The 25,821-nt window shown below is 65.5% G+C and carries 29 protein-coding genes; 17 read left to right on the forward strand and 12 right to left on the reverse strand.

The features are described 5' to 3' along the window. The first annotated feature begins 42 nt into the window (after nucleotides 1-42). The 4 genes from ACVOMM_RS05530 to ACVOMM_RS05545 are packed head-to-tail and all read left to right on the forward strand — an operon-like array spanning nucleotide 43 to nucleotide 5,855. A complete protein-coding gene (locus ACVOMM_RS05530) occupies nucleotides 43-3,270 on the forward strand; it encodes a DUF6531 domain-containing protein (RefSeq protein WP_241685919.1) in 3,228 nt (1,075 codons plus the stop codon). After that, complete coding sequence (locus ACVOMM_RS05535; protein WP_481525966.1) at nucleotides 3,270-3,755, forward strand: hypothetical protein; 486 nt, start codon at nucleotides 3,270-3,272, stop codon at nucleotides 3,753-3,755. Before ACVOMM_RS05530 ends, ACVOMM_RS05535 begins: the two co-directional genes overlap by 1 nt. Continuing rightward, the gene (locus tag ACVOMM_RS05540; protein ID WP_481525967.1) at nucleotides 3,712-5,481 is read left to right on the forward strand and encodes an RHS repeat-associated core domain-containing protein; all 1,770 of its coding nucleotides are present in this window, start codon (nucleotides 3,712-3,714) and stop codon (nucleotides 5,479-5,481) included. The genes ACVOMM_RS05535 and ACVOMM_RS05540 overlap by 44 nt, the downstream gene beginning before the upstream one ends. Next, complete coding sequence (locus ACVOMM_RS05545) at nucleotides 5,478-5,855, forward strand: hypothetical protein (protein WP_164151281.1); 378 nt, start codon at nucleotides 5,478-5,480, stop codon at nucleotides 5,853-5,855. The genes ACVOMM_RS05540 and ACVOMM_RS05545 overlap by 4 nt, the downstream gene beginning before the upstream one ends. On the opposite strand, the gene ACVOMM_RS05550 is transcribed toward ACVOMM_RS05545, so the two are convergent. Then, on the reverse strand, nucleotides 5,827-6,444 hold the full coding sequence (locus ACVOMM_RS05550; protein WP_197600686.1) for a hypothetical protein: 618 nt from the start codon (nucleotides 6,442-6,444) through the stop codon (nucleotides 5,827-5,829). The two genes, ACVOMM_RS05545 and ACVOMM_RS05550, sit on opposite strands and share 29 nt — an antisense overlap. Before the next feature lie 178 nt (nucleotides 6,445-6,622). Continuing rightward, nucleotides 6,623-7,015 (reverse strand): DoxX family protein, encoded by a 393-nt coding sequence (locus tag ACVOMM_RS05555; RefSeq protein WP_481525968.1) that lies wholly within the window; start codon nucleotides 7,013-7,015, stop codon nucleotides 6,623-6,625. A gap of 183 nt (nucleotides 7,016-7,198) precedes the next feature. Here ACVOMM_RS05555 and ACVOMM_RS05560 point away from each other — a divergent pair, with 183 nt between their 5' ends. Beyond that, complete coding sequence (locus ACVOMM_RS05560; RefSeq protein WP_481525969.1) at nucleotides 7,199-7,606, forward strand: hypothetical protein; 408 nt, start codon at nucleotides 7,199-7,201, stop codon at nucleotides 7,604-7,606. Nucleotides 7,607-7,658: 52 nt separating this feature from the next. Here the strand turns inward: ACVOMM_RS05560 and ACVOMM_RS05565 are convergent, their stop codons facing one another. The 5 genes from ACVOMM_RS05565 to ACVOMM_RS05585 all read right to left on the reverse strand — a co-directional run bounded on the left by ACVOMM_RS05565 (nucleotide 7,659) and on the right by ACVOMM_RS05585 (nucleotide 10,890). Beyond that, nucleotides 7,659-8,414, reverse strand: coding sequence for an SDR family oxidoreductase (locus ACVOMM_RS05565; RefSeq protein WP_481525970.1), 756 nt, complete (start codon nucleotides 8,412-8,414; stop codon nucleotides 7,659-7,661). A gap of 251 nt (nucleotides 8,415-8,665) precedes the next feature. Further along, nucleotides 8,666-9,307, reverse strand: a complete 642-nt coding sequence (locus tag ACVOMM_RS05570) for a glutathione S-transferase family protein (protein WP_481525971.1) — start codon at nucleotides 9,305-9,307, stop codon at nucleotides 8,666-8,668. Nucleotides 9,308-9,381: 74 nt separating this feature from the next. Beyond that, nucleotides 9,382-9,954, reverse strand: coding sequence for a cysteine hydrolase family protein (locus tag ACVOMM_RS05575; protein WP_065174468.1), 573 nt, complete (start codon nucleotides 9,952-9,954; stop codon nucleotides 9,382-9,384). Between the two features lie 3 nt (nucleotides 9,955-9,957). Further along, nucleotides 9,958-10,596, reverse strand: coding sequence for a DUF6766 family protein (locus tag ACVOMM_RS05580; protein ID WP_481525972.1), 639 nt, complete (start codon nucleotides 10,594-10,596; stop codon nucleotides 9,958-9,960). A gap of 99 nt (nucleotides 10,597-10,695) precedes the next feature. Next, the gene (locus tag ACVOMM_RS05585; protein WP_053517152.1) at nucleotides 10,696-10,890 is read right to left on the reverse strand and encodes a hypothetical protein; all 195 of its coding nucleotides are present in this window, start codon (nucleotides 10,888-10,890) and stop codon (nucleotides 10,696-10,698) included. 157 nt (nucleotides 10,891-11,047) lie between these two features. On the opposite strand from ACVOMM_RS05585, the gene ACVOMM_RS05590 reads away from it, so the two are divergent. From ACVOMM_RS05590 to ACVOMM_RS05600, 3 genes are all read left to right on the forward strand, one after another. Then, complete coding sequence (locus ACVOMM_RS05590; protein WP_476343056.1) at nucleotides 11,048-12,211, forward strand: alcohol dehydrogenase catalytic domain-containing protein; 1,164 nt, start codon at nucleotides 11,048-11,050, stop codon at nucleotides 12,209-12,211. Nucleotides 12,212-12,218: 7 nt separating this feature from the next. Next, nucleotides 12,219-12,713 carry a hypothetical protein gene (locus ACVOMM_RS05595; RefSeq protein WP_180876548.1) on the forward strand — a complete coding sequence of 165 codons (495 nt, stop codon included), beginning with the start codon at nucleotides 12,219-12,221 and terminating at the stop codon, nucleotides 12,711-12,713. A gap of 125 nt (nucleotides 12,714-12,838) precedes the next feature. Beyond that, nucleotides 12,839-13,267 (forward strand): BLUF domain-containing protein, encoded by a 429-nt coding sequence (locus tag ACVOMM_RS05600; RefSeq protein ID WP_111186234.1) that lies wholly within the window; start codon nucleotides 12,839-12,841, stop codon nucleotides 13,265-13,267. Nucleotides 13,268-13,309: 42 nt separating this feature from the next. On the opposite strand, the gene ACVOMM_RS05605 is transcribed toward ACVOMM_RS05600, so the two are convergent. After that, nucleotides 13,310-13,702: a response regulator gene (locus tag ACVOMM_RS05605; protein ID WP_053517160.1), complete on the reverse strand. Its 393-nt coding sequence runs from the start codon at nucleotides 13,700-13,702 to the stop codon at nucleotides 13,310-13,312. Between the two features lie 191 nt (nucleotides 13,703-13,893). Here ACVOMM_RS05605 and ACVOMM_RS05610 point away from each other — a divergent pair, with 191 nt between their 5' ends. The 4 genes from ACVOMM_RS05610 to ACVOMM_RS05625 all read left to right on the forward strand — a co-directional run bounded on the left by ACVOMM_RS05610 (nucleotide 13,894) and on the right by ACVOMM_RS05625 (nucleotide 17,465). Continuing rightward, the gene (locus ACVOMM_RS05610; protein WP_231107744.1) at nucleotides 13,894-14,232 is read left to right on the forward strand and encodes a hypothetical protein; all 339 of its coding nucleotides are present in this window, start codon (nucleotides 13,894-13,896) and stop codon (nucleotides 14,230-14,232) included. A gap of 164 nt (nucleotides 14,233-14,396) precedes the next feature. Further along, entirely contained in the window at nucleotides 14,397-14,918 is a 522-nt protein-coding gene (locus ACVOMM_RS05615; protein WP_053517162.1) for a ferritin-like domain-containing protein, read from the forward strand. Between the two features lie 30 nt (nucleotides 14,919-14,948). Then, a complete protein-coding gene (locus ACVOMM_RS05620) occupies nucleotides 14,949-15,857 on the forward strand; it encodes a manganese catalase family protein (protein WP_053517164.1) in 909 nt (302 codons plus the stop codon). A gap of 120 nt (nucleotides 15,858-15,977) precedes the next feature. Further along, nucleotides 15,978-17,465, forward strand: a complete 1,488-nt coding sequence (locus ACVOMM_RS05625) for an FAD-dependent oxidoreductase (protein WP_481525973.1) — start codon at nucleotides 15,978-15,980, stop codon at nucleotides 17,463-17,465. Nucleotides 17,466-17,523: 58 nt separating this feature from the next. Here the strand turns inward: ACVOMM_RS05625 and ACVOMM_RS05630 are convergent, their stop codons facing one another. Beyond that, nucleotides 17,524-17,838 (reverse strand): KGG domain-containing protein, encoded by a 315-nt coding sequence (locus ACVOMM_RS05630; RefSeq protein ID WP_053517166.1) that lies wholly within the window; start codon nucleotides 17,836-17,838, stop codon nucleotides 17,524-17,526. A gap of 235 nt (nucleotides 17,839-18,073) precedes the next feature. On the opposite strand from ACVOMM_RS05630, the gene ACVOMM_RS05635 reads away from it, so the two are divergent. The 3 genes from ACVOMM_RS05635 to ACVOMM_RS05645 are packed head-to-tail and all read left to right on the forward strand — an operon-like array spanning nucleotide 18,074 to nucleotide 20,068. Beyond that, nucleotides 18,074-18,547 carry a BLUF domain-containing protein gene (locus tag ACVOMM_RS05635; protein WP_164151273.1) on the forward strand — a complete coding sequence of 158 codons (474 nt, stop codon included), beginning with the start codon at nucleotides 18,074-18,076 and terminating at the stop codon, nucleotides 18,545-18,547. After that, complete coding sequence (locus ACVOMM_RS05640) at nucleotides 18,544-19,314, forward strand: DUF72 domain-containing protein (RefSeq protein ID WP_481525974.1); 771 nt, start codon at nucleotides 18,544-18,546, stop codon at nucleotides 19,312-19,314. Before ACVOMM_RS05635 ends, ACVOMM_RS05640 begins: the two co-directional genes overlap by 4 nt. Beyond that, nucleotides 19,307-20,068 carry a DNA-formamidopyrimidine glycosylase family protein gene (locus ACVOMM_RS05645; protein WP_197600679.1) on the forward strand — a complete coding sequence of 254 codons (762 nt, stop codon included), beginning with the start codon at nucleotides 19,307-19,309 and terminating at the stop codon, nucleotides 20,066-20,068. Before ACVOMM_RS05640 ends, ACVOMM_RS05645 begins: the two co-directional genes overlap by 8 nt. Here the strand turns inward: ACVOMM_RS05645 and ACVOMM_RS05650 are convergent, their stop codons facing one another. Together ACVOMM_RS05650 and ACVOMM_RS05655 are read right to left on the reverse strand one after the other, a co-directional pair. Next, nucleotides 20,069-20,347: a hypothetical protein gene (locus tag ACVOMM_RS05650; protein WP_481525975.1), complete on the reverse strand. Its 279-nt coding sequence runs from the start codon at nucleotides 20,345-20,347 to the stop codon at nucleotides 20,069-20,071. It abuts the gene before it with no gap. Between the two features lie 50 nt (nucleotides 20,348-20,397). Then, nucleotides 20,398-20,895 (reverse strand): YciE/YciF ferroxidase family protein, encoded by a 498-nt coding sequence (locus ACVOMM_RS05655; RefSeq protein ID WP_065174478.1) that lies wholly within the window; start codon nucleotides 20,893-20,895, stop codon nucleotides 20,398-20,400. Between the two features lie 458 nt (nucleotides 20,896-21,353). Here ACVOMM_RS05655 and ACVOMM_RS05660 point away from each other — a divergent pair, with 458 nt between their 5' ends. Beyond that, a complete protein-coding gene (locus ACVOMM_RS05660) occupies nucleotides 21,354-21,806 on the forward strand; it encodes a PA2169 family four-helix-bundle protein (protein ID WP_053517176.1) in 453 nt (150 codons plus the stop codon). An 83-nt stretch (nucleotides 21,807-21,889) separates the two neighbouring features. Here ACVOMM_RS05660 and ACVOMM_RS05665 read toward each other — a convergent pair whose 3' ends face one another. Beyond that, complete coding sequence (locus tag ACVOMM_RS05665; RefSeq protein ID WP_481525976.1) at nucleotides 21,890-25,243, reverse strand: autotransporter domain-containing protein; 3,354 nt, start codon at nucleotides 25,241-25,243, stop codon at nucleotides 21,890-21,892. 223 nt (nucleotides 25,244-25,466) lie between these two features. Here ACVOMM_RS05665 and ACVOMM_RS05670 point away from each other — a divergent pair, with 223 nt between their 5' ends. Continuing rightward, nucleotides 25,467-25,817 (forward strand): VOC family protein, encoded by a 351-nt coding sequence (locus tag ACVOMM_RS05670; protein WP_481525977.1) that lies wholly within the window; start codon nucleotides 25,467-25,469, stop codon nucleotides 25,815-25,817. Nucleotides 25,818-25,821: the final 4 nt, after the last annotated feature.

The following is a 25,821-nucleotide window of genomic DNA, read 5'->3' on the forward strand; positions in this document are numbered from 1 at the left end:
AACGTACTGTTGTTTCTTCCCCTTGTTTCCCTCTGCGCCGGCGTGGCTATCGCGCCTTCGGTGAAAGCGGCGGAAAAGCCCACCGATATCGACACAGTTCAAGTGCGCGCCAAGCGCATACAGAACGAGATCATCCCGTGGCATCTGTTCGACATGGGGGGAGGAGGCGGACGCTGGGACTTCCTCGGCGGTGGTGGTGGCGGTGCAGCCCCCAACCAGACCGCCAAGGAGCAGGAGACCGACGACCGCGAGAAGCAGTGCGATGGAACGACCGGCAATCCGATCGTCCTGTACACCGGCAACAAGGTCGAGCACGAGCTGGACTTCGCAAGTGCCAGTGAGATGGGCTTGTTCCTGCGACGCAGCTACAACCATCACTGGAGTGCGACCGGCCTTTTCGGCAATCACTGGCTGAGCAACTTCGATTACTCGCTGGCGTTCTCTGATGGCCAGAACACTCTCTGGAACCAACGGCCGGACGGCCGCCGGATCAAGTTCCAGCGCGATCCCGCCAGCGGCCACTGGAACGAGGACAAGGCACAGCCCATTGCCTACATCGTCAAGAATGCGGACGGCAGTTTCACGCTTCACAACGATGAGAATGGTGCGGAGAACTACAACGCAGAGGGCTACATCACCCAGCTTCGCAACGAGCAGGGGATCGCCTGGAACTTCGTCTACAGCAACAAGTACCTGCAGACGGTCACGCACTCTTCCGGCCGCCAGGTGAAGTTCACCTGGAGCGGCAGCCAAGTCACGCAGGTGACCGATCCGGCCGGAAACATCTTCCAGTACGCCTATACACCCAACGTGTTCGGGACTGGCCGGGGGCGTCTGGCATCGACCACGCTGCCAGGCGCGCCAGCCACCACCATTACCTATCACTATGAGGACGCGCGGTATCCCGGCGGCTTCACCGGAAAGTCCTTCAATGGTGTGCGCTATTCCACCTTTGCCTACGACGAGAATCGCCGTGCGGTTCTCTCCGAGCATGCCGGTGGCGTCGAACGCCACACCATCAGCTACGTGGTGGAAAGCACGGAACAGGTGCTGCCGCCACCCGCGCCGGCACGGCCGGGTGGCATCTTCGTGGAAGCAGAGCGGGGCTGGTGCGAGGACACGCGCAACGGGATGATGTGCTATCAGCCGCGCTCTTTGCCGGGTGGCAGTGTTCCCATGGCAGGCACGGGCGCCGGCACGGGAATCGGCAGCATCCAGCTGTCCTCGACACCTGAAGGCAAGGCGCGCCCTGTCAAGATCAAAGCGATCGAAACCAATCCACTGGGTCGCAGGACAACCCACGCCTACGAAGATGGTCGCCCGGTGTCGGTGACCGGCGCCGCCTCGCCGCGCTGCGCAGCCAGCTACAAGGAGAGCAGCTACGACGCCAATGGTTATCCTGATCTGGTCCACGATTTCGCCGACAACCTGACCGACTTCGACTACAGCCCCCAGGGCTATCTGCTGAAGCGTGTTGATGCGGTAGGTACAGCCGTGCAGCGGACTACGACCTTTGAATGGGACACGGCACGCAATCGCCGGACCAAGGTGTCGGTCGCCAACGACAAGGAGACCAGCTACACCTACGACGCGCGCGGCAATGTTGCATCGGTGACAGAGAAGAACCTCTCCAGTCATGGTGCCCCGGGGCAGAGCCGTACGACCACGCTGACCTACACGTATCACCCGAATGGGCTGAAGGCCTCCATGAAGGTGGATGGCCCGTTGGCGCAGGATGACGCCACCTCGGTCTATGACGCCAATGGCGACCTGGTCAGCGTGACCAACGCGCTGGGACACAGCATTGCGTTCAGTGGTTACAACGGGTTGGGCCAACCGGCCCGCATCATCCAGGTCAATGGCCAGGTTCGCGAGTACAGCTACGACGCGCGTGGCCGCGTGGTCAGCCAGCGCGACAGCTTCGGCGACAGCTGGGCCACGACGACCTTCGGCTATGACGCGACGGGCAATCTGGCCAGCGCCACCCGGCCAGATGGAGTGATCGAGCGCTACGAGTACGACGCAGCACGGCGCCGCCTGGCGGAGGTGGTTCCCTTGGGTGACGGCACCTACGCATGGACGCGCTACAGCTATGACGCCGCCTCGAACATCACACGCAAGGAGGTGGCACACACCGACTTCCCACTGGGCAGCACGGTTACCGGCGTGATTGACGAACTGACCCACGACGGCAACTGGAACTGGTTCCTGCGTGGCTGGGCCTGCAGTACTGGATCCAACGCCTCCATCGAGGTCCATGGCTACGCGGAAGGTCAGTTCCTGGCCGCTGCGCAGGCCAACCTGGCCAGTGAACCGGGTGTCGCCTCTGCCTGCCAGGCGGGCGGCAGCGCTTACCGCTTCCAGCTGCCGGTGTCGCTGGCCCAGCGACAGCAGCTGGGCGGACGCAAGATCACCCTGTACGGCCTGTCGCCACAGGGCGGCGCCCACAATCGTGCGCTCGCCAATTCGGGCGTGTTCGCGGTACCGCAGGCGACTGTGGTGGGAGACATCGGTGGCGTCACTCATGACGGCAACGGCAACTACGCGGTAGAAGGCTGGGCCTGCTCGGTGGGTGTGGACAGTTCCATCGATGTGCATGCCTACGTCGGCGGTTCCGCCGGCGGCGGAGCATTCGCGATCGCCGGCACTGCCAACCTTCCCACTGATGGCAACGTTGCCAACGCCTGCCAGGCGAGAGGTACGGCTTATTGGTTCAAGCTGCCGCTGGACGCTGCGCTGCGCCAGAACCATGGCGGCAAACCGATCTACATCCACGGCATCTCGCCGGTCGGCCAGGCCAACCTGACCATCAACCGCTCGGGCGCATTCACGGTTCCATCGATTGTGCGCAGTGCCGAATTCATCACCTTCAACTCCAGTTCGTATCACATCTACAACGGCGACCGGGTGACCCTCACAGCGCAGGTGCGCAACACCGGCAATGTCACCTGGGACGGCAATACCTATCTCGCCTGGGGCCATGATTTCCCGACGCAATCACATGGATTGTCGGCACCTGTTCCGCCAGGGGGGATCGCCACTTTCAGCTTCGATATCGCGCCCTATCACGACGGCGTAGGCATCGGCGGCTATTCCTATGTCGCGCAGATGGCTACGAGCGGAACAGCGTGGGGCCCCCGTCCCTACGTCACCATCGTGGTGGAAAACGGGGACTGGCATTGCCCCAATGGTCCAAATGGTCCCAACTGCCAAGAGCCGATGCGGGTCACGCCGCCCATTTGGTTGGACGCTAAGGAAGGAGTCCGCTGATGTCTGTGATCACTCTGACCCTGATGGGATTGAACGCTGTGACGTTCAGCGTCAACTACGACTACGACGAACTGGGACGGCTCATTGGCGAGCGCGGCAATAATGGACAGAACATCCGGTATGCCTACGACGCCGAAGGCCGCCTTGTCCAGATCACGGATTCGCAGAACCGCGTGAGGCAACTCAGCTACGACGCGCTTGGGCAGATGGTGCAGGCAGTGGACCCGGCCAATGGCACCACTCACGTCTCCTACGATCCGGGTGGCCGCGTTGCGCGGGTCAGCGACCCGCGGGGGCTGGTGACGACCTACGAGTACGACGGACTGGGTAACTTGTGGAAGCAGGCCAGCCCGGATACGGGCATTACGTTACATCAGTACGATGCGGTCGGGGGGGGGGGGGGGGGGGCCCCCCCCCCCCCGCGACGGCAGCACCGTGGCGATGGGTTACGACGGACTGGGTCGACTGGCATCGATGCAGAGTGATGGCCAGCGGCAGGACTTCAGCTACGACTGGTGTGCGTGGGGCAAGGGCATGCTGTGCGGCCTCTCCGGCCCCGACACCGCGACCCACTTCGCCTACGTTCCAAGCGGGCAGTTGTGGATCCGGCGGGACTTCATCACTGTTGCCGGCCAGCAGACCGATCACAGCACGGAATTTCTCTACGACGGCATTGGGCGCCCGAACCAGATCACCTATCCCAACGCTGACCGCGTCAACTACGCGTACGGCGCCGGCGGACGACTGGCGTCGATGACCGCAACGATCGACGGCGTTTCGCGTGCGGTCATCGCCCAGGCCAGCTGGAAAGCGACCGGCGCGTCGGGCTGGCTGGCGTACGGCAATGGACTGGCCCGCGGTTACAATCATGATGCCGATGGCCGACTGACCGCGATGTCGGTGTGGGGCCCCAACAGCGCCCGGTTGAGCTACTGGGATTATCAGTACAGCGCGGACGGCGAGATGACTGCAATCATCGATGCCGCAGTGCCCGACCTGACCCAGACGATCGGTTACGACGCGCTCAGCAGGCTGACCCAGTTGAGGCGGTTCGGAATCGACAACCAGCTTTCCTATGATGCCGGTGGCAACCATGACCGCTACCAGGCCGGGAACCAGTTGACGCAGTACACCATCGACCCGGCAAGCAACCGGGTGCTGGGCTATGCCAACCAGGATGGGACACGGCAGTACCAGTATGACGCGCTGGGCAATCGCATCAGCGAGACGGCAGGAAGCCGGGTCAGCACGTATGAGTACAACGCGTTCAACCGGATGAGCCGTGCCAACATCGCGGGACAGGTCACCGATTACCTGATCAATGCGCAGGGGCAGCGTGTGGCCAAGGCCAATGCCACCGCTACCAGCCGATACTTCTACAGCGACCAGAACCAGATGCTGGCCGAGCTCAGCAACAACACCTGGACCAACTACCTGTGGTTCAACGGTGAGCTGGTGGGTCTTTCGCGCAATGGCCAGCTCAACTTCGTCCATACCGACCACCTGGGCCGTCCCGATTTCGTCAGCAGCCCGCAGCAGGCGACCGTCTGGAAGGCCTACAACTATGCCTACGGTCGAAGTGTGCAGCAGGATGATATTGGAGGCCTCAACATCGGCTTCCCGGGGCAGTACTACGATGCCGAAAGTGGACTCTGGTACAACGGGTTCCGCGATTACGATGCGTCCATTGCACGCTATGTCCAGAGCGATCCGATCGGCCTGGCAGGCGGCCTCAACACCTACACCTATGCTGCCGCAAACCCAATCCAACGCACCGATCCGCTGGGGCTTGAGCCTACAGTGGCATCTGTTGTGCTGTGCATCTCAGGCGCCGCCGGGGGCTACATGACGGTGGACGGAATCAAGGCCGCCAAGCAGGATTTCGATGCGATGCAGAAGGCCAGAGCCGAGGCTGCGGAGAAGCAGGCGTGCGAGGATGCCAAGAGCGATACCACGCGTGCCGGTGCGAGCAATCCTGCGCTGGCCAAGGCGGCGGGGGTTGTGGCGGACGCGGCCAGCGCCTTCTCCGACCAGGGGGCGTCGTTCAAGGCAACCATGGCCATGTCGGTGGTATCAGGCGCGATCGGCATCAAGCCGTGTACGGTGATCGGCGCCGCCATAGGCATCTTCGCGGCCGATGGCAGCGCAACCCGGAGAGTGGAGGCAATGACCAAGGCAGCCGGTGACTGGATGAAGGACAACACGCGATGAAACTGCCGGTCCGCTTCTGGGTGCATCTTCTCAGCCACCTGGCGCTCGTCGCGATCCTGGCTGGGCTGCTGGCCGGCTGGGTCGGGACGTTCTTCGAAGCCCTGGCCGGTCATTCCGGTGCCGCAACCGACGGCGCTCGTGTGGGCGACGTGGGCACGGTGTTCGGCTTCTGCATGCTGGCCCTGTTGCTGTTGGGGGCGCTGACGGTCACCGGCGAGCTGTTCGGTCTGGCCAGGCCGTACAGCCGCGACGCGCCCTACCGGAACGAGGCGCAGGCGATGTATCGAAAGGTGCTGTTGATCGCGGTGGCGCTGTTGTCCTGGGGAGGCCTTGCATCGGCCACCCTCATTGGATCGCTGATGCGCTCCGGCTGACCGGCCCGGGCGCTGTCGGCAGCCGCTCGAAGGCAACGATCCGGCGCGAGAGCCATGGCCAGAACATCCGCCTGCGCAACAGCAGGCCGCGCACCTCATCCAGGCTTGCATGGAGCAGGCCGATGCGGTGCGCCAGCTCCTCCAGCGTACTGTCGGGCAGGCGCGCAAAGCCCTCCTGCTCGATATGCCAGTTGTCGGCGTACTCGATCAGCTGCACGCAGCGCATCTCCAGATGGATACGTGCGTGGATCACATCCCAGTCGATCAGCTCGTGCGTTGGAATCTGACGCAGCGAGTTGAGCATGTCCATGCCGCAGGTGCGGTGGTAGCGATACAGCTGTGTGTCGCCGGATCGATCCGTGGCCAGCTTCGCCGCCTGCAGGAACTGGAAGAGGGTGATGCCGCACAGTGTCAGCGAGGTGGTGATGCGGCGCTGGGTCTGCGCGCGGGACATCTGCCAGGGCACATAGATGGCAGCGAAGCCGATCACCACTGCCACCAGCACCTGTGACCAGTCCGCCCATTCGCCGACCGGCAGGCAGGGACGGCCGATGATCCAGGGGCAGAAGGTATCCACCGTGTCGCTCATGCAGGACCTTGCGCGTTGCCGATCTGGAGCACCACGTAATCACAGGCTCGCCGATGCAGGCAAGGCAGGGGCCCGCAACCGGCGCGGTGTCGCGCGCCGGCGCAGATCGCGAAGGCGGGGGCGGGGTGAAAAACGACACGAGGCCACCCCCGTCAGCCACGGATGGACGAGGCTGCCCTCATCCGCGACGCCGGCGACCATCGATGCTGTAGCGGCCGGCGCCGGTGCAGGCCAGCAGAATGAAGCCACCGGCGATGCCCATGTTCTTCAGGAACATGATCTGCTGGTTGGGATCGTTGAACTGGTGATGGAAGATGAAGGCGGTCACCAGGCTGAAGGCGGCCAGGACCGCGGCGACCAGACGGGTCTGGAAGCCCAGCAGGATGCACAGGCCGGTAATGATCTCGAACGCGATGGTTGGCCACAGCAGGATGCCGGGCACGCCCATTGTCTCCATGTAGCTCTGTGTGCCGGCCAGGTTGCCGAGTTTGCCAAGGCCGGAGACCAGGAACAGCAGCATCAGCAGTACGCGTGCAACGAGGATGGCAAGGGGAGGCGATGAGTGGTTCACGTCGATATCCTCAGGCGGAGACAGGCAGGGCAACCGTGCGCAAGGGCACAGGAGATGGGCCGATCGGACTCCAGAGCCGGTGAAGCCCGCGTTGAGAGCATTCCGCGCACAGGGCTGCGGGGTGGGGTCATACGGCGCGTTTCACGCTACCCTGCGCGGGTCTGGAGACGAAGGAGGCACAGGATGGCAGACGATGGCGGCATGACGATTCCAGCGAAGATCCTGTACATCGCAGGCGCCGTGGCTGTGCTGGTGAGCCTGCTGGCGTGGTCGGTGGAGTGGAGCGGGCTGGCCTACGTCTGTCCCTATTGCCGTGTGCAGCGCACGGTCATCGGCGTGCTGGGGGTGCTGACCCTGTTCGCGCGGCCCGGCGGCATCGTCGTGCCCTGGCTCTCCTTCTCCGCGGGAGGCTTCGCGTTCGTGGTGGCGGCGATGCAGCACTTCAACGGCTGGAAGCGCATTTCCTCAGGCAGCTTCAGCTTCAACGCGCAGTGGTACATCGACCCGTGGTTGCTGTCGGGATGCGCGATGCTGATCCTGGTCGCGCAGTTGATGCTGGTGCAGACGGCCTGCCGGCGCAGCGCGCGCTGAAGCCACCGCCGGCGTCTGCCGGCGGCGGCCTCCATTGCATTCCGTGCCTGCGCTAGGCTGGATTCATCAGTGCGAAGAGCGTGTCGTAGGTGCCATCGCGTTCGGCCCAGCGTCGCGCCTGGTCCGGCTCCAGCAGCAACTCACCCCGCGGGTGGTCCCCACGCTCGAGCTTCAGCAGAACCTGCTGCACGTACTCCTGCACGGGCATCGCGCGCGGGTCGGTCGCCTGCGCCTCACCCGTCAGTCCGGTCTGCACGTACGGGGGCGACAGTTCCAGCACCTCCACCGGCAGATGGCGAAGCTGATGACGCAGCGATACCAGCCACGAATGCAGGAACGCCTTGCTGGCGCAGTAGGTCGGGAAGCTGGCCAGTGGCAGGAAGGCGAGCGCAGAACCGGTGGCCATCAAGGTGGCGCTGCGTTGTTGTGTCAGCAACGGCAGGAACGTGGCCACGGTGCGGAGCAGCCCCAGGATGTTGGTGTCGATGATGGCTTCGGCATCGAAGTCGTCCCAGTGGCCGCTGGCCAGGTTTTCCGGGCGGGAGATGCCCGCGTTGGCGATGAGCACGTTGAGGCCGGGGAAGCGGGCATGGACGATCTCGGCCAGGTCCGCCAGTGATGCAGGATCGCCCAGCTCCAGCGGCAGGGCGACGAGGCCCGGGCGCTGCTCGCTGACCGCCTGCAGCAGTGCCCGGTCGCGGCCGGTGATGATGACCTGGTTGCCGCGGTCGTGCAGCGCCTCGGCCAATGCACGGCCGATGCCGCGGCTGCCGCCGGTGATGAGGATGGTGTTGCCGGTGAGGTTCATGGGAGTGCCTTTCCAGAGGGTCTTGGGAAAGGCCACGGCGTGATGCATCCACTCCCGTAGGAGCGAAGGGCAGGGCAGTGCCGTGGCGCCTGTCGCCCGGGTTTCCTCTGCTGAGGCCCTCCCGGCTGTGGGCGCGTTGGATGACGATAACGCCTGCGGCAGCGCCGTTGCGGGGCTGCGGCGCAGACTGTAGGCGCAGCCTGGTGAGGCGTCAACCGTGTCGGCGCATCGGGGTCCCGCCCGATGCAGGGCTACCGGCTCTGGAAGACCGCCCGCTGGGCGGCGAATGCGCGCTGGTAGGCAGGGCGTTCCGTGGCCCGCGCCAGGTAGGCGGCCAGCGTCGGATACCCGCCGATCATGCCGCTGCTTTGAAGACGCAGCAGCACCGCCACCATCATCAGGTCGCCAACGCTGAATTCGTCCTCCAGCCAGGTCCTGTCGCCCAACCATGCCGACAGCTGGGACAGCCGTGCGTGCACGCGCTCGTCCAGCATCACCTGCCGCTGCGCATACCAGGGCTGCTCGCGTTCCAGCAGCCATGCCATGGATCGCTCGACGATGGGCGGCTCGACGGTGTTCAGCGCAGCGAACATCCACATGATCGCGCGCATGCGGGCGCTGTCCCCGGCCGGCAGCAGGCCGCGATGGCGCTCGGCCAGGTGCAGCAGGATCGCGCCGGATTCGAACAGCACCCGCTCGCCTTCCTGGTAGGTGGGGATCTGCCCGAAGGGGTGGCGCGCCAGATGGGCCGGCCGCTTCATCTCGGCAAAGGACAGCAGCTGGACGTCATAGGCCACGCCCAGTTCTTCCAGTGCCCAGCGCACGCGCATGTCGCGGGCCAAGCCCTGGCCGCGATCGGGCGAGGTGGCGAAGGCAGTGAGGATCGGGGTCATCGGAGGTGCTCCGGCCGGCGGGAGGCCTGCCTTCCCTGTGTCGACGAACGGCAGGACCGGAAATCGACCGTTGCTCAGCGCTGCGCTCGCCGCGGCGAGGACAGCAGCCCGGCAACCGTCTCGATCCGTGCGGCGCCTGAACGCTCCAGCGTCTGCAGTGCCACTCTCCTGCGAGCTGGCAGCGCCGCGGTGGCATCAGCCACCACGGTTACTTCGAACTCCCGCGCGTTGGCATCCAGCGCGGTCGCCAGCACGCAGGAATCGGTCGCCATGCCGGTGAGCCACAGGTGGCGGACCCCCAGTTTGGCCAGCAGGATCGGCAGGGGCGTGGCGAGGAACGCTGAGTGCTTCGGTTTGAGCACGAAATAGTGGTGAGGGGCCGGCGCCAACATGTCCGCGATGCGCGCGGCACTGCCACCGTCCCGCCTGCACTGCTCCACCTGCTGGCGGAAATCCCGTTGCCAGTCGGAGAAGTTGTCGTTGGCATGGATCACCGGCCAGCGGCGGGCATCGCAATGGTCACGCACCCTGCGGATGCGGGTCGCGGCCCGCTCCGCCAGGGGCGCCAGCGCGCCAGCGTCGGGAAAATCGAAGCGGCTGAACATGTCGATGACCAGCAGTGCGGTCGTGGCATTCCGGCGTGGCATGGCTCAGTCTCCGGTCTGCGCATGCGGCGCCTGCACGGGCTTGGACTGCGGGGAATCCTTCTGCCGCAGGAAGATGGTCAGCACGACCAGGGCCAGTACCGCCAGGAATTCGCTTTGCCAGTTCTGCATGGACTCGAACCAGAACGTGCTGCTGGTCAGATGCTGCAGGAAGGACGGAGGGGGCAGCCCCTGCAACTGCTGTTCCACCTGTTCTGCCTTCCAGCTGCCGACGGCGTGCAGACTGAAGCTGACCAGGAAGAGCAGTCCGAAGGCGATCGCCAGTGAATGTCCATAGAGCGTCTTCCATATACCGCCAAGCAGCACCGGCCAGGGTGTCGGGCCGGGCTCGATCCGTGCGTGTTCCTGTGCAGGGTCGAGCGGGCGCGATTCTGCAGAGCCGCGCTGGCGCAGGCTGACGGTGAGCAGCACGTACATGCCCATCTGCAGGAACTCGCTTTCCCAGTTCTCGAAGGTGGCACTGATGAAGTGGCCGCTGGCCAGGTAATGCCACAGATCCAGTGGCGCGCGGCCGTGGTGGACCAGCTCTTCGTTGTGCACCTGCAGTCCTGACAGTGCCTGGCCGGCAATGAACAGCACGGTCAGAGCCAGCAGAACCAGTGACAGACCGTTCCGCTTCCACATGCAGCACCTCGCCATGCAGATCCTATGGGGATGCGGTGAGCTTGCGTGGCCGGTCAAGAAACATCCGTGAATCCCGCGCATGCGGTCCGTGAGGCGGACTCAGCGATGGCGCTTTCCGGTGGGGTCCGGATCGAGCCGTTCATAGTCATCCGGGCGCGCCTTGGGGCCATCGCCATCGTCGGGCATGTCGTGCTCCTTCCATCTGGCGTTGTCGTTGCGGCGCTTGTCGGGTGTATGTGCCTTGGCCTGGTCATCGACATCGACGGTGGGGTTGAACGGCAGCTTGTTGCTCATGGCAGTCTTCCCGTGGATGGTGGATGGAGGCTTCAGCGTGCACGCGTGAGGGTTAACGCAATGGCGCAGTCGAATGAACATCCCGCACACCGTGCGGTCACTCTGCCCGCAGGGGGAGGGCTGCGATCCTGCAGGTCCGTTCCCTAGGAGAAGCACCATGCAGGCACTGACCTATCACGGCCGCAGGGATGTGCGCGTCGAGACAGTTCCCGATCCGGTGCTGGCGCAGGATGACGATCTCATCCTGCGCGTGACCGCGACAGCCATCTGTGGCTCGGACCTGCACCTGTATCGCGGCAAGATCCCGGACCTGCATGATGGCGATGTGCTCGGCCATGAATTCATGGGCATTGTGGAAGAGGTCGGCAGCGCCGTCACCCAGGTGCGTGCCGGTGACCGCGTGGTGATCCCGTTCGTGATCGCCTGCGGTGAGTGCTTCCATTGCCGCTTGGCCGAGTATGCCGCCTGCGAGACCACCAATCCCGGCAAGGGGGCGGCGCTCAACCAGAAAGGCCTGCTGCCTCCTGCAGCGCTGTTCGGCTACAGCCACCTGTACGGGGGCGTGGCCGGGGGGCAGGCTGAATTTGTCCGCGTGCCCAAGGCCAACATCGGCCCGCTGCGGATTCCGGACGGTGTGGCGGACGAGCAGGTCCTGTTCCTGTCCGACATCCTGCCCACCGGCTACCAGGCTGCACTCAACGCGGGCATCGGGCCGGGCTCGACCGTGGCCATCTTCGGAGCGGGTCCAGTCGGCCTGATGAGCGCAGCATGCTGCCGCCTGCTGGGTGCGGAAACCATCTTCATGGTCGACCACCTGTCCTACCGGCTGGACTATGCACGGGATGCCTACGGCGTCATTCCGATCGATTTCAGGGATATTCCGGATCCTGCCGACTACATCCTCAGCCAGACCAGTGGCCGGGGCGTGGATGCCTGCATCGAGGCCGTCGGATTCGAGGCCGAAGGCAGCGCACTGGAAACAGCGCTGACGACCGTCAAGCTGGAAGGCAGCAGTGGCGTGGCGATCCGGCAGTGCATCGCGGCCGCGCGAAGAGGCGGCGTGATCAGCATTCCCGGCGTCTATGCCGGTTTCATCCACGGCTTCCTGCTCGGCGATGCTTTTGACAAGGGCCTGACCTTCAAGATGGGACAGACGCATGTGCAGGGCCTGATGCCGGAACTGCTGGATGCCATCATGGAGGGCCGCCTCGACCCGGGCGACATCATCTCCCACCGCATGCGGCTGGCCGACGCCGCACAGGGCTACGCGATGTTCGATGCCAAGGACGATGACTGCCGCAAGATTGTGCTTACGCCGTGAGAGCAGCATGAGCGCCTCGGCCATGATGGTCCTGTACGTGCTGTGGCTTGCCGCAGGCACGCTGGACTTCCATTTTCATCGCCGCACCGATCTGCCCCACACCTCGGGCCTGCGCGAGAGCACGCTGCATGGGGTGCAGCTGGGGCTTGTGGGGACTGGTGTGCTGGCCTGGTTGCTGCTGGCCGATACGCGGGCGCTGGCGGTGTTGCTTGCCGTGCTGGCGGCCGCCCATGCGATCGCGGGGTATCTCGATACCGCCAGCGCGGATGGCCGGCGACGCATCAGTCCGGCCGAGCAGCATGTGCACAGCGTGCTGGATGTGGCACCGTGGCTGTTCGTGCTTTGGGTAGCCCATCACGCTGAACCGTCGTGGGCACTGCAATGGCGCCCGGCGCCGGCGCAGGAGTGGGTGCTCACGCTGCTGCCGGCGGTGGTGGTTGCGTTCTCATGGCTGTGGGAGCTGCTGCACTGCCTGCGCTCAGCCCGGTCTCTGTCGCGATGACGCCGCGTTGCGGCCGCCAACACGACTATGAATGCAGCGGAGTGTGACCGGGTCACGGTACGCGTACACAGGCGGTGAACGGGAGGCACGATACGCTCGGCGTTTGTGGGAGCAGGAGCCGGAGCGTGCCGAACAGAGCCATCGTCTACATCAGTGAGGCCAGCGAGGGCTTCACGACCGGGAAGCTGGAATCCCTGATGGCCGACGCCGCGCGTTTCAATCGAGGCGCGGGCGTAACCGGTGTGCTGCTGTTTGATGGGCAGCGGTTCCTGCAGTACATGGAAGGCCCACCGGATGGACTGGAGGTGGCCTACTCACGGGTGACGGGTGCCAGCAGCCATGGTGGCATCATCGAGTTGGCCCACGGTCGAGTCGGTCAGCGCCGGTTGCCGTTCTGGCCAATGCGATGCCTGCATACAGAGTCGGACATCCTGCGGGACATCGCCCGGGCGGACTGGACCAGCTTCATCCTGCGCGCTGCCGACGGTCACGAGGATGCAACGGCGATGGAGCGGCTGCTTGCCGTGGTCGAGCCCTACGCCCGCGCGGCCTGAGCCGCCCTCGGCGGAGCGCGTTTCGCTGCTGCACGATCTGGTTCAGCGCTGGCCTCCCGCCGCCGTATCGCTGCAGAGCGTCTGACGGACAGCGCGTTGCAGGCCCTCGATGTGGAACGGCTTGGCGACGAAGGGGGCACGCCGGTGGCGTGCAGGTACCAGCTGGTCGTACACCGCGGAGACGAACAGGTAGGGAATCTTCAGTTCGGCCAGGCGGTCGGCTACCGGAAACACCACGCCATCGCGCAGTTCCACATCCAGTACCGCGCCATCGAACCGTTGACGGTCCAGCAGGCCGAGGGCATCAAACACGCTGTAGGCATGGGTGACGTGGTCGCCACTGTCCTCAAGTGCCTGTTCCATCAGTGCCGCCAGATCGAACTGGTCCTCCACCAGAAGCAGATTGCAGGGAGGCTGGCCGGTCGTGCGAGGCATGAGGTAGGTCTATAGAGCCGTGGGAACGACAGTGTCCGCCGCAGGCCATCAAGGCGATGCGGAGATGATGTGGTGTCGACGCGAAGCCGCGCGGGCCGTGCAGGCGGCGTGCACGGAGGGGCCGGCAACGTTGACGATGCGTTGGCGATCACTGTGGATACTGCCGCCGTCCCCGCACGAGGAGTCGCCCAATGAACGCTTCCGGACCCCTGTCTGCGCCCCAGGTGCTGCGCGTGGAAAGCATGCCGCTCGCCTGCGGTGGGACGGCAGTCGTCGTCGAACTTGACGGGGTGCCCTCCCGCGCCTGGATGAAGTCGCTGAAGCGGGCACTGCTGTTGGCAGACGGTCTCGACGGCGCGCAGGCCAAGTTCGATGGCCGCTTCGTCTACGTGGTGGGCGTGGAGGCCGCGCAGCGCCGAGCGGAGCATCGGGTCATGCAGGTGCTGTCTGCCGCGGAGGGTCGCTCGGCCGGTGCTGCGCGCACGTACCCGATGCCGCCTGCGGCTCCCTCATCCGTGCTGCAGGCCTGAGCGCGGATCGGCGGCAACGGGCAGCACGACGCAAGAGTGTTAGCGCGGCATCGGCGTCATGTGGACGCGCCATTGGAAATCGCTCACCCATGACCACATGCGGCTGATCGACATGCCTTCAGCATGATCCTCGGTGGCATGTTGCCCCGCACCGGAGTGTCGTGATGTCCGAGAAGACTACGGCTCGCAGCGAGCGCCTGCTGAAGTGGCTGCAGGACGCGTACGCGATGGAGCAGGAAGCCGAGACCATGATGAAGGCCATGGCCTCGCGTATCGAGAACTATCCCGCGCTGGCTGCGCGTATCGCCCAGCACGTGCAGGAGACCCAGCAGCAGGCTGCATCGCTGCGCCAGTGCATTGAATCACTGGGTGGCAGCGTGCCCACGGCCAAGGGCGTGTTCGCCAGCCTGACGGCCGCCATCCACGCGGCCGGAAACAGCCTGATGGAGGATGAGGTCGTGAAGGGTCTGGGTCTGTCCTTTGGTTTCGAGAATACCGAGATCGCCACGTACCGCGCCCTGATCATCGCCGCCGAGCGTGCCGGCGCTGCCGACATCGCTGCCGTGTGCGGGCAGATCCTGCAGGAGGAGGTTGCCATGGCGCGCTGGCTGGAAGATCACCAGGACGGCCTGGTCGGCGCCTTCCTCAACCGTGATGAAACCCCGGGTGCTGAAGCCAAGCGCTAGGACAGGGCGTGCCCGCTACTGGAGATTGCCATGTTCTTCCACCACAAAAAATTGATGTACACCGTACGCGTGCGTGCGTCGAACCCGCAGCTGGCCACGCTGATGCTGGAGCAGTTCGGCGGGCCGCAGGGCGAACTGGCGGCGGCCATGCGGTACTTCACCCAGGGACTGGCGGAGTGTGATCCCGGGCGCAAGGATCTGCTGATGGACATTGCCACGGAAGAGATCAGCCACCTGGAAATCATCGGCACCATCATCGCGCTGTTGAACCGCGGGCCCAAGGCGATACAGTCCGAGGCGCTGGCAGAGGCCGAGGACATGCGGCTGCTGGGGCAGAACAGCACCAGCCACACAGAGCAGATCCTCTACGGTGCCGGTCCTGCGCTGGTGAACTCCAGCGGGGTGCCGTGGACTGCCGCCTACATCGATACGATCGGTGACCCCAGTGCCGACCTGCGCTCTAACATTGCCGCCGAGGCCCGCGCCAAACTGGTCTATGAGCGCCTGATCAACGTCACCGACGATCCCGGCATCAAGGACGCACTGCGCTTCCTGATGACCCGCGAGGTGGCACATATGAAGTCATTCGAGAAGGCGCTGCACAGCATCCAGCCCAACTTCCCGCCCGGCAAGCTGCCCGGTGACCCGGCCTACACGGATCTGTACGTGGACCTGTCGCAGGGCGAAGGATCGGAGGGATTGCAGGGGAGCTGGAACAGCGGCGAGCTCTGGGAGCGCGTCGACGACCGCGATGCGCAGATGGCCCTGGATGGCGGCGACGGCAGCGCCTCGGTGGAACTGGACACACGTGAACAGGCTGCCGTGCAGGCGATGACGGTGCGCACGATGTCTGATCCAGAGGCGAGGCCGGCGACCGGTGCCGAGCTGGGTGCCGGTCCTGGCTCGGGTGCGCTGGATCTTCCGGCGCGCGAGCCATGATGCAGCGATGGGCGCGGCACCCTGTAACGGATACATGGCCGACAGAACGTACACAGCGAGGCCGCCGCCGCTTCACCCCCTGATCGCCATAAATGGTTCTCCGGAGGGAGACGAGTGACCATGAACGACCCGCGCCCACGCACCAGCCTGTGGCTGGAGATGATGCAGAGCCATCCCTGTCCGCCGGCACAGGGCGACCTGCGCACGCAGGTGCTGGTGGTGGGCGCGGGGATGACGGGCCTGCTGACTGCAGCCCGGCTTGCCGATTGCGGGTTGGACGTCGTGGTGGTGGACGCGGGACGCATTGCTTCGCGTAATACGGGTCTGTCGACGGGCAATCTGTATGCACCGGTTTCGAACATGGCGGATCTGGTCGCGCGCTGGGGAGGCGATGTCGTGTCCCGCGTGGTGCAGTGGCGCGCCCAGGCGATCCGTGCGATCGAACTGCTGGTCAGACGATACGACCTGCGTTGCGGTTTCGACCGGGTCCCGATGCAGTACGGAGTCCAGGGCCGGGACCGGCAGGCGACACTGCAGTTCGAGAGGGAGCTGCAGGCGTACACCTGCGCCGGCCTGCCGTGCCGGCATCGGCAGCACGGACTTCCGTTCACGCTGGGCCACGCCTTCACACTCGAGGGGCAGGCGCAGTTCGACCCGGCTACGTTCTGCGCTGGACTTGCCACGCGACTGTCAGGCCGCGTCCGGATCCATGAGCACACCACGTTGACCGCGCTCGATCCCGAGGCGGGTATCGCCAGCACCTCGCATGGCTCGATCCGCGCCGACCATTTCGTACTCGCTACCCACTCACCTGCGGGCTTCAATCTCGTACAGGCAGAGATGGAGTGCTATCGCGAATACGCGGTGGCCGCGCCCGTCTCCGGGCCGCCCGCCGCCGGTATTCACTGGATTGCGGACCGGCACCGCTCCCTGCGGCGTGCGACCGGGCCGGACGGCGCGCCCTGGCTGGTGATGGTGGGTGAATCGCACCGCGTCGGAGAGACCCCCACCACAGATCCCTGTGCAGCCCTGGAGGCGGATCTGCAGCACCATTTCGCTGTGTCAGGCCCATCCGTGAGCTGGTCGGCGCAGCAGTTCCGGCCGGCAGACCGGCTGCCCTTCATCGGCAACAGTGCCCATGACAACGTCTGGATAGCCTCCGGTTACGGTGCTGATGGCCTGACCTGGGCGGGTGTGGCGGCGCATGCCATCTGCGAGGGCATCCAGGGTGTGCAGACCGATGCGGCGCGATTGTTCAGTCCCATGCGGTTCACACCGCTGCGTTCGATTGCCGGATGGGCCCGCTGCAACGCGACCGTCGCCAAGCATATGATCGCGGACCGGATGCGGGCGACACACATGCGCACGGCGAACATCGCGCCAGGCGAGGGCGTGGTCGTCCAGGTGGGCGGCGATCATCTGGCCGTGCATCGCGACGACGCGGGCGATGTGCATGTGATGTCAGCGGTATGCCCGCATCTGAAGTGTCTGGTGCAGTGGAACGGGCTGGAGCGCAGCTGGGACTGCCCTTGTCACGGAAGCCGCTTCAGCGCGACCGGCGCATTGCTGGAAGGTCCGGCCCGGACGGGACTGGAGCCGCGCCGTTGATGTGAAGATGGGCGGGAACGTTGCCCGCCCATCCGCTGTTGCATCCTGTCACGACCGATCAGCGCTGCTGGCCGCCACGGTTATTGCCGCCGCGTTGCTGCTGTTGCTGTTGCTGGCCGTCGCCCCGGTTTCCGCCGCCGCGGCTCGCCTGCCCGCCCTCGCGACCGATGTCGGCCATGTGCTGACGATCCTGGCTTACGGATTCGCCGCCCTTGCGGCCGGCTTCACGGGCTTCCTCCGGGCTGAACTCGTGTGCGTTGCCCGACTCATGCGCCGCGCGTCCGCCCTTGGCAGCGATGTCGCGCTGCTTGTCCTCGTCCATCGAAGCGAAGCCTCGGTTGCTGTTGCCCTGGTTCTGATTCTGGTTGGCCATGGAATGTCTCCAGTGTTGAGCCGTCGTATTGACGGCACCGACCATCATCCACATCCGCCGCTAGCCGGCGGTGCTTCATGCGGCAACACGATGTCGTCCGCGCTTGCCGTATTCCTCATGCCATCACCACGAGCGCACAGCCGGCGCCGCACTTGAACGCGGCTTGCACGCCGGAATCACCGCACCTTCGGTAGCAAGGACTAAGGTAGAGACCCCTGCAATCATCGGTGCCCCCATGCCTCTGCGCGCCATTGCCTATGCGAGCGAAGCCGTTGCCTCATTGAGCGCGGAACGGCTGCGCGGTCTCGTCAACGACGCGGTGGCATTCAATGAAGCAGCGGACATCACCGGCGTGCTTCTGTTCGATGGTCATCGCTTCCTTCAGTATCTGGAGGGGCCACAGCAGGGCGTGGACGCCGCGTGGCGGCGCATCCTCGACAGCAGCAGCCATCACAGTGTGGTCGAGCTCAACCGCGGTCGTATCGGTCGCCGCCAGTTCTCGCACTGGCGGATGGGTTGGCTGCAGGTGGAGCACACGGCACTCGGCAGGGTGGCCCTGTCCGACTGGACCGGGTTCGTGCGCAGCACGGCCAGCGGAATTCCGACCAGCGCGCTGGACAGGCTGCAGCTGTTGACGGCGCCTCTCCTGCGAGCCGATCAGGGCGGACCGATGATGCAGGCTGCGCCTGCTGATGGGAACGGGTCATGAGCGCTGGGCTGGAACCGCACCCTGCCGGAACGCGGATACGCATCGGTTGCGCAGGATGGTCCCTGTCGGCGGCGGATCGCTCCAGCTTCGGTGGAGGTGACAGTCTGCTGCAGCGCTACGCCACGCGCCTTTCCCTGGTCGAGATCAACTCCTCGTTCTATCGCCCGCACCTGCCCCAGACCTATCGGCGCTGGGCCGCTTCCGTTCCGGACGATTTCCGCTTCACGGTGAAGATGCCGCGTTCCATCTCGCACGAGCAGCGGCTGCGCGGTGCCGGCCCGCTGCTCGACCCGTTCCTGGCTGCGGTGGAAGAACTCGGCAGCCGGTTGGGTGCGCTGCTGTTGCAGTTGCCTCCCAGCCTGGCGTACGAGTCGCAGCACGTCGAACCGTTTCTGCACGATCTGCGTCGGCGCACGCGCAGGCCGGTGGCGTGCGAGCCTCGACATCCGTCCTGGTTCAGTGCCGAGGTGGATGCGCTGCTGGCGGTCAATGACATCGCGCGCGTGGCGGCGGACCCGGCGCGGGTCGCGCAGGCGGGCGAGCCGGGCGGGGCCCGCGGCTGGAGCTATTGGCGATGGCACGGCCAGCCGGATATCTATCGCAGCGCTTATGACGAGACCACACTGGCACGGCTGGCCGGGCTGCTCGGGGACCGCGCGCGTGCCGGCCATTGCGCCTGGATGATCCTGGACAACACGGCGCAGGGCCATGCGGTCAGCAATGCACTGCGATTGCAGGCACTGCTCGGAGAACACGGCCATGCCTGAAGGCCCTTCCATCGTGCTGCTGCGCGAGGCCGCCGAGATGTTCACCGGCCAGATACTGCGACATGTCGGGGGCAACAGCCGGATTGACCTGTCCATGCTTGCAGGGCAGCGCGTGCGATCCGTGCGCAGTTGGGGGAAGCACTTCCTGCTGGAGTTCGGCACGCATACCTTGCGGATCCATCTGATGCTGTTCGGCAGCTGGCGTATCGATGAGCGCAAGCCTTCGCCTCCGCGCGTATCGCTGAGGTTCGATGCCGGCGAACTGAACCTCTATGCCTGTTCGGTCAAACTCATCGACGGCCCGTTGGAAGAAGCCTACGACTGGCGCACCGATGTGATGAGCGATGCGTGGGACCCCCGGCTCGCGCGCCGCCGCCTGAAAGCGATGCCTGACGTCCTGGTGTGCGACGCACTGCTGGACCAGAACGTTTTTGCCGGCGTTGGCAACATCATCAAGAACGAAGTGCTGTTCCGGATCGGCGTACACCCGGCCACGCGTGTGGGTGACCTGCCGCCGCGCAGGCTGGGATCACTGATCCGCGAAGCCAGGACCTACAGCTACGAGTTCCTGGAATGGAAGCGTCGCCACGAGCTCAAGAGGCACTGGCAGGTGCATGCCAAACGCAGCTGTCCGCGATGTGGCGGCCCCGTCAGCAAGCAGTATCTGGGCAGAACCCGGCGACGCAGCTTTTTCTGTCCCCGCGATCAGGTCCTGTTCGGCGATCCCGGGCCGGCCGGTATCCGCCAGCGGTGATCAACAGGGGGGAGGGAGGAGGGCCTGCCTCTGGCGATGCCGCGCCAAGACCTGCCCAAGCAGAGCCGTCGCCAACAGAAGCAGATTGGTCACCACGAAGACGCTGCTGCCCAGCATCAGGCTGTAGAGGGTGAACAGCGCCGAGGCCACCATCTGGCCTGCGAACAACCATCGTGACAGTGTCTCGGGATGTGGCGAACGCCACTGCTTGACCATCTGCCTGAGCAAGGTGGCGACCAGCACAAGGGTCGCCATCCAGCCGATGATATCCGGATGCATCGGGATCTCCTGTTGCCGCCGCCGTCCCTGGCGGCGTATCGCAGTGGAACTCAGGCGGCCTGTGCTGCCTTGGCGTTGCCACCCCCCTTGGCCAGCAGGGTCAACTTCTCGTCGGTCGACTTTTCTTCGGCCAGTGTTTCCAGCAGCAGGGGGAGCGCGTCCTTGTAGCCCAGCTGCTTGGCCAGCGCGGCGATGGTGCCGTACGACGCAATCTCGTAGTGCTCGACTTTCTGGGCGCCACCGATCAGTGCGGCATCACGCACCGGTCCCTTGTCGATGCTGTCGATGACGTCCTTGCCTTCCTCCACCAGCCCTTCCATCGCTGCACACTTGATGCGCTTGAGACGGATGCCCAGCGTCTCGACCACCTGGTCGATCCGCTCGATCTGGCCCTGGGTTTCCTCCAGATGGGTTTCGAAGGCGGCGGCGAGATCCGGATTCTCGGCCGCACGGGCAAGGCGGGGCAGGGCTTTGGTCAGCTGCTTCTCGGCGCTGTAGATGTCCGAAAGTTCGTGGATGAACAGGTCTTCGGCAGTCTTGATGGCCATGTGCGGCTCCAGTCGGGAAGGAATGATGACCCTAGCGGGCCCGGCGTTGATGCCCGGCGTACATGCGGTGAGCGCGATATCGCTGTCCACCGGCATGGTCCATGCAGGGCCCTCACATGTGCACGCGCGATGCACATGGCGTGCACGTGCCGACGCTGGCGTATGCATCAGGCTGCCAGCGTCCGCATCGACAGGAGAAGACACGATGAACACGCCAGGAAAACCGACGCCGAGCTGGCGACAAGGGAAGGTGCTGCTGGGAGTGCTGGCCGCCGTGCTGGTGATTACCGGGATCATCCTTTTCGTGCCCTGGTAGCGGCGGTCAGGCCGCGTTGAGCGACGTGATGCATGCATCAAACGACGCTCACCCCGGGGCCACATTCCTTTGTCCAAGGTAGTGATGCAGGCAACGCACACCGTTGTCGGTTCCCAACGAATCTGAACTTCAGGAGCAGAACATGAGCACCCAGTCCACCATCGAACATCGTCTCAACGACCTGATCGAGATCGCACGCGACGGCAAGTCGTTCTACGAAGAGGCGGCCACGAAGGTGAAGGATGCCGAGCTGGCGGCACTGTTCACCCGCATTGCCGGCGTCAAGGGCCGCATCGTGTCGGCACTCAGTGGCGCGGTTGCGGCCACCGGTGGCAAGCCCGCAGAGCACGGCACCCTGGTCGGCTCGATGCAGCAGTTCTACGGCAAGGTGCGCGCAGCGTTCGGCGACACCAACTATGGCTACGTGGCCGAGCTGGAAGAATCGGAAGACCGCCTGCTGGCAGCTTTCAAGGACGCGCTGAAGGATGAGGGCCTGCCGCCGGCGGTACGCCAGGAAGTGACCCAGCTGCTGCCGGAAGTGCAGGAATGCCACAACGTGATGCGTGCGCGGAAGCACGCGATGAAGGCAGCCTGATCGCGCGGGCTGCATTCTCCGGAGAAAAAAAGGGGCGGCCCCAGGCCGCCCCAATGCTCTTCAGCAGGTAAGTTGAACGTGGATCAGAAGCGCACGGACCAGCGCGCCGTGGCGCCATGGTCACGGCTCTCGCTGCCGAACTGGCCGCTGTAGCCCAGCTCCAGCGACTGCCGCGGGGTCAGCCACGCGGACAGCCCCAGCTCGGCCACGACAGCGCTGTCGGCGATCGGCGCTCCGCTGACGGCGAACGCGCCGCCACCGTTGGCGAAGGCGAGGTTGGCCACCTGGCTGCGGTCGCCGGAGGCCCGGCGATAACCCACCGCGCCACGCAGGTGCAGCCAGCTGTCCTGCTGGAAGGACGCCTTCAGACCCTTGTCGAAGCGCAGCCCAGCGGTCGCCACGGTAGTACGGGTGTCTTTCACTTCGCCCTGCAGTGCGGCGGCGCCGCCCCGCTCGTTGATGCGCTTCAGGTCCACTTCGACGCGGGCAACCTGCAGGTAGGGCTCCAGGCCGCCTTCATCAGAGCCGAAACGGTAGCCGGCTTCGAGGAAAGCCTGGCGGGTACGCGCGTCATAACGGCCGGTGAGCGTGTCGCTGAATCCTGCGAACGCCAGCTCGCGGGTGCTCTCTGCCTCGTGCTTGCTCCAGGCCACGCCACCGCGCAGACCGAAGCCGCCCCAGCTGTGGCTGGCGTAGGCACCGACGTGGGTGTTGTCGATCTTCGACTTGGCACGGCGGTCGCGTTGCTTGACGTCGGTACGGCCGGTGCCGGCCAGCACGCCGGCCTGCCAGCCATCGAACTCGCGGTCAATACCGACCAGCAGGCCGTTGCTGTTGGCGTCGGTGCGCGCGGTTTCGACATCGCCATCGAGCTTGCCGTTGCCGCCGATCGCCTGTACCCACGCACCGGTCGCGTCGCCGGTGCTGCCCGGCGACGCATTGCCCGCACGCCGCGACAAGGCTGCATCACGCACGTAGCGGCTGCTCTCGACCAGCACCAGCGGCGTGGCGGCATGCAGCTCGCCGCTCAGGCCGTCCAGCGCGGGGCCGACCTGGGCGGGGAACAGCTGGGTCAGCGGGCGGGGCAGCCCCTGGTTGATCGCCAGGCCATCGGCTACGCCAGCGACGGCGCGCTGGTTGCGCGTGGTGGCCGCGGTGGCCAGCAGCGCACCCCGGGCCACGTCGATGCGCGCACCATTGGCGCTGTAGGCCAGGCTGAACTGCAGGAACGGCGAGAATGCACTGAAGTCGGTACGGGCGAACTGACCGTTGATGCCACCGTCGGCGCGCAGGATGTTGAACTGCTCACCCAGGTAGTACACGCCCGGTTCGGGCAGCGCGACCAGTGTGCCGTCCAGCGTGGCGGTGCCGGTGACGTGCAGCTGGTCGCTGCGGCCTCCCGGCGCCAGTTCAGACGCGAACACACCGGTAGCGCCCTGCACATAGTCACCGTTGACGGTCAGCGTGCCGATCGAATTGCCCGGCGCGATGATGCCGTCGACCCGGGTGGTGCCCAGGGTGCCGACACCCTTCAGCAGGCCATTGGCGCCTACGGTGGTATTACCGCCGGTCTGCGTACCGTTGAAGGAGATCACGCCGCCATCGACCACCAGGTTGCTGTGGTCCAGCACGCCGCCGGCGCTGACCGTGCTGACGCCGCCGGTGGTGTTCAGGGCGGTGGAGACCAGCGAGCCATTGAGCAGGAACTGGCCGCCCTTCACCTCCACTGCCGAGGTGAGCGTGTTGGCGCCATTCAATTCCAGGACGCCATCGTTCACCACCGCACCGTTGAAGCTGTTGTCGCCGCTCAGGCGCAGCCAGCCGATGCCGGACTTGGTCAGCTTGCCGGGGCCACCGATGTCGTTGGTCCAGTCATCCCAGGCCTCGCCTTCCCAGACCTTCAGGCCACCGGCCTTCTGGTTCATCACCACATCGGTGTCCACGCGCAGCGAGCCGAAGCCTTCGATGGCCTTGCGCAGGTCGACCATGCCCCAGCCGTAGATCTCATCGATGCCTGGATCGCCCAGATCGCGGGCGGTGGTCAGCAGCACGTCGCGGACCTGTGCGCTGTCCAGGTAGGGGAAGCGCTCAAAGAGCAGCCCGAGAGCGCCGGTGATGTGCGGGGCCGCCATCGAGGTGCCCGTCTTCAGGCCGTAGGTGTACTCGGTGTTCTCGCTGTCGATGATCAGCCGCAGGTACTCGCTGGTTTCCTCGATGCGTCCCTGGATCTCACCGGAGACGATGGTGCTGGCGATGTCGGTGCCCGGGGCGGAGATGCACCAGTTGGCGGCGGCACCGCAGATGCTGGAGCTGTCGTCGAGCACATAGTCGGTTTCGCCATCGTCGGCGACCGGCTGGCGCACGTTGGCCACGGCCAGCCAGTAGGGTTCGATCTCCGGCTTCCAGCGGGGCAGGGCCGCAGTGATGCCCGCGACGGCCCCGCTGCCGTTGCCGGCCGACCACACCTGGATCAGGGTCGACCCGGGGGCAGCGTCGCTGCCTGCGTAGATGCTGCCGTAGACGTCGTAATCCGCGCCAATCGCGGCGTACTGGCGGTCGAGCGCCGCGGCACTCATGTTGCGGGTCGAGATGCCCCAGCTGTGGTTGATGGCGCGCACGCCCTGCGCCTGGATCTGCGCATACATGTCCAGTACGGCGTCGTCGTCCGGGTCGGTGCGGTACACCGCGCGGGGGCGATAGAAACCATCCGGATCCAGGCGCCACTCATAGTAGGTGTCACCGAACACGCGCGCTGCCGTCAGGTCGGCACCGAAGGCCACGCCATGCATGCCGGTGCCGTCGCGGTTGGCGCCGATGGTGCCCAGCACGTGGGTGCCATGATCGGCGTAGCTGAAGCCGTAGGGCAGGCCGGCCGCGATCAGGCGACCGGCGAGCGCCGCCGGCACCCCGGCACCGAGGCCGTAATAGTTGTAGCCGGGTTGTTCGCCGCGGGTCTGCGAGCAGGCCCCTTCGCCGGCGACGATCCCCGCCGTCGCGCAGTCCGGGCCGATGGTGATGCTGGTGGTGTTGCGGCCGGCGAATTCCGGGTGGGCCAGCGCCGAGCCGGAATCGAACAGCGCCAGGCGTACACCCTGGCCGGTCAGGCCGCGGGCATAGGCATGGTCGGCCCCCATCGCGGCCAGGCCCCAGTCGGCATTGAACTCGTCGCTGTGCCAACTGGCGGCGTCGCCCGCATTGCCCAGGACCGGGGTGGACGTGGCCTGCGCCGAAGCACCGACGGTTGCGTCCGTCTGTGCACCGCCTGGCTGGGCCCACGCCGCCTGCAGCTGGCGCTGCTGTTGCCAGGCATCGAGTGAATCGGAGGCCATCGCCGGCAGGGCGGCTGCCAGTAGCAGGGAGCTGGCCACCGCGAGTGCCAGCGGGCGTTGCAAGGGGGAACGGGAGCGGGACGAACGGCCATGCAGCGGGTGATTCATCAGGCAAACTTCCTTGATTGACGGTCTACCCAGCCGCTAACTGTCCTGGATGCGTTTCACCCCCAGCGACGTGACGGGAATTTTGTTAACGCGCTAATGTTTCGTGACGAAAGCCACACTTTTCGCACCCTGCCGCATCAGTCTGTACACGCGTCCCTGAAGATTGACGGTGTGCCGGCCGGTCGCGCAGTTTCGTTTTTGCCCCTCATTGAACAGGAACGTCATGACTGTCAGACGCATCGTCGCCAACATCGCCACGCCCGATCCGGCGCGCGCCGCCGCGTTCTACGGTGGCATCCTCGGCATGCCGGTGGTGATGGATCATGGCTGGATCGTCACCTGCGCCGGGCAGGACACTGCACCTGCGCAGCTCAGTTTCGCCAGCGAGGGCGGATCGGGTACGCCGGTGCCGGACCTGTCGATCGAGGTGGACGATCTGGATGACGTTCTGCAACGGATCCGCAGCGCTGGCATCGACGTCGTGTATGGCCCTGTCGAGGAGCCATGGGGCGTGCGCCGGTTCTACGTGCGGGACCCGTTCGGGCGCCTGCTGAACCTCCTCAGCCACGGCTGAGGCG

The sequence above is a fragment of the Stenotrophomonas sp. STEN009 genome (assembly GCF_056760395.1).

What these genes read in the sequence shown, in the direction of transcription:
- ACVOMM_RS05535 (WP_481525966.1), top strand. Translation starts at nt 3,270, where the DNA reads ATGTCTGTGATCACTCTGACCCTGATGGGATTGAACGCTGTGACGTTC.
- ACVOMM_RS05540 (WP_481525967.1), top strand. Translation starts at nt 3,712, where the DNA reads ATGGGTTACGACGGACTGGGTCGACTGGCATCGATGCAGAGTGATGGC.
- ACVOMM_RS05545 (WP_164151281.1), top strand. Translation starts at nt 5,478, where the DNA reads ATGAAACTGCCGGTCCGCTTCTGGGTGCATCTTCTCAGCCACCTGGCG.
- ACVOMM_RS05550 (WP_197600686.1), bottom strand. Translation starts at nt 6,444, where the DNA reads ATGAGCGACACGGTGGATACCTTCTGCCCCTGGATCATCGGCCGTCCC.
- ACVOMM_RS05560 (WP_481525969.1), top strand. Translation starts at nt 7,199, where the DNA reads ATGGCAGACGATGGCGGCATGACGATTCCAGCGAAGATCCTGTACATC.
- ACVOMM_RS05565 (WP_481525970.1), bottom strand. Translation starts at nt 8,414, where the DNA reads ATGAACCTCACCGGCAACACCATCCTCATCACCGGCGGCAGCCGCGGC.
- ACVOMM_RS05570 (WP_481525971.1), bottom strand. Translation starts at nt 9,307, where the DNA reads ATGACCCCGATCCTCACTGCCTTCGCCACCTCGCCCGATCGCGGCCAG.
- ACVOMM_RS05575 (WP_065174468.1), bottom strand. Translation starts at nt 9,954, where the DNA reads ATGCCACGCCGGAATGCCACGACCGCACTGCTGGTCATCGACATGTTC.
- ACVOMM_RS05580 (WP_481525972.1), bottom strand. Translation starts at nt 10,596, where the DNA reads ATGTGGAAGCGGAACGGTCTGTCACTGGTTCTGCTGGCTCTGACCGTG.
- ACVOMM_RS05585 (WP_053517152.1), bottom strand. Translation starts at nt 10,890, where the DNA reads ATGAGCAACAAGCTGCCGTTCAACCCCACCGTCGATGTCGATGACCAG.
- ACVOMM_RS05590 (WP_476343056.1), top strand. Translation starts at nt 11,048, where the DNA reads ATGCAGGCACTGACCTATCACGGCCGCAGGGATGTGCGCGTCGAGACA.
- ACVOMM_RS05595 (WP_180876548.1), top strand. Translation starts at nt 12,219, where the DNA reads ATGAGCGCCTCGGCCATGATGGTCCTGTACGTGCTGTGGCTTGCCGCA.
- ACVOMM_RS05605 (WP_053517160.1), bottom strand. Translation starts at nt 13,702, where the DNA reads ATGCCTCGCACGACCGGCCAGCCTCCCTGCAATCTGCTTCTGGTGGAG.
- ACVOMM_RS05610 (WP_231107744.1), top strand. Translation starts at nt 13,894, where the DNA reads ATGAACGCTTCCGGACCCCTGTCTGCGCCCCAGGTGCTGCGCGTGGAA.
- ACVOMM_RS05615 (WP_053517162.1), top strand. Translation starts at nt 14,397, where the DNA reads ATGTCCGAGAAGACTACGGCTCGCAGCGAGCGCCTGCTGAAGTGGCTG.
- ACVOMM_RS05620 (WP_053517164.1), top strand. Translation starts at nt 14,949, where the DNA reads ATGTTCTTCCACCACAAAAAATTGATGTACACCGTACGCGTGCGTGCG.
- ACVOMM_RS05625 (WP_481525973.1), top strand. Translation starts at nt 15,978, where the DNA reads ATGAACGACCCGCGCCCACGCACCAGCCTGTGGCTGGAGATGATGCAG.
- ACVOMM_RS05630 (WP_053517166.1), bottom strand. Translation starts at nt 17,838, where the DNA reads ATGGCCAACCAGAATCAGAACCAGGGCAACAGCAACCGAGGCTTCGCT.
- ACVOMM_RS05635 (WP_164151273.1), top strand. Translation starts at nt 18,074, where the DNA reads ATGCCTCTGCGCGCCATTGCCTATGCGAGCGAAGCCGTTGCCTCATTG.
- ACVOMM_RS05640 (WP_481525974.1), top strand. Translation starts at nt 18,544, where the DNA reads ATGAGCGCTGGGCTGGAACCGCACCCTGCCGGAACGCGGATACGCATC.
- ACVOMM_RS05645 (WP_197600679.1), top strand. Translation starts at nt 19,307, where the DNA reads ATGCCTGAAGGCCCTTCCATCGTGCTGCTGCGCGAGGCCGCCGAGATG.
- ACVOMM_RS05650 (WP_481525975.1), bottom strand. Translation starts at nt 20,347, where the DNA reads ATGCATCCGGATATCATCGGCTGGATGGCGACCCTTGTGCTGGTCGCC.
- ACVOMM_RS05655 (WP_065174478.1), bottom strand. Translation starts at nt 20,895, where the DNA reads ATGGCCATCAAGACTGCCGAAGACCTGTTCATCCACGAACTTTCGGAC.
- ACVOMM_RS05660 (WP_053517176.1), top strand. Translation starts at nt 21,354, where the DNA reads ATGAGCACCCAGTCCACCATCGAACATCGTCTCAACGACCTGATCGAG.
- ACVOMM_RS05665 (WP_481525976.1), bottom strand. Translation starts at nt 25,243, where the DNA reads ATGAATCACCCGCTGCATGGCCGTTCGTCCCGCTCCCGTTCCCCCTTG.
- ACVOMM_RS05670 (WP_481525977.1), top strand. Translation starts at nt 25,467, where the DNA reads ATGACTGTCAGACGCATCGTCGCCAACATCGCCACGCCCGATCCGGCG.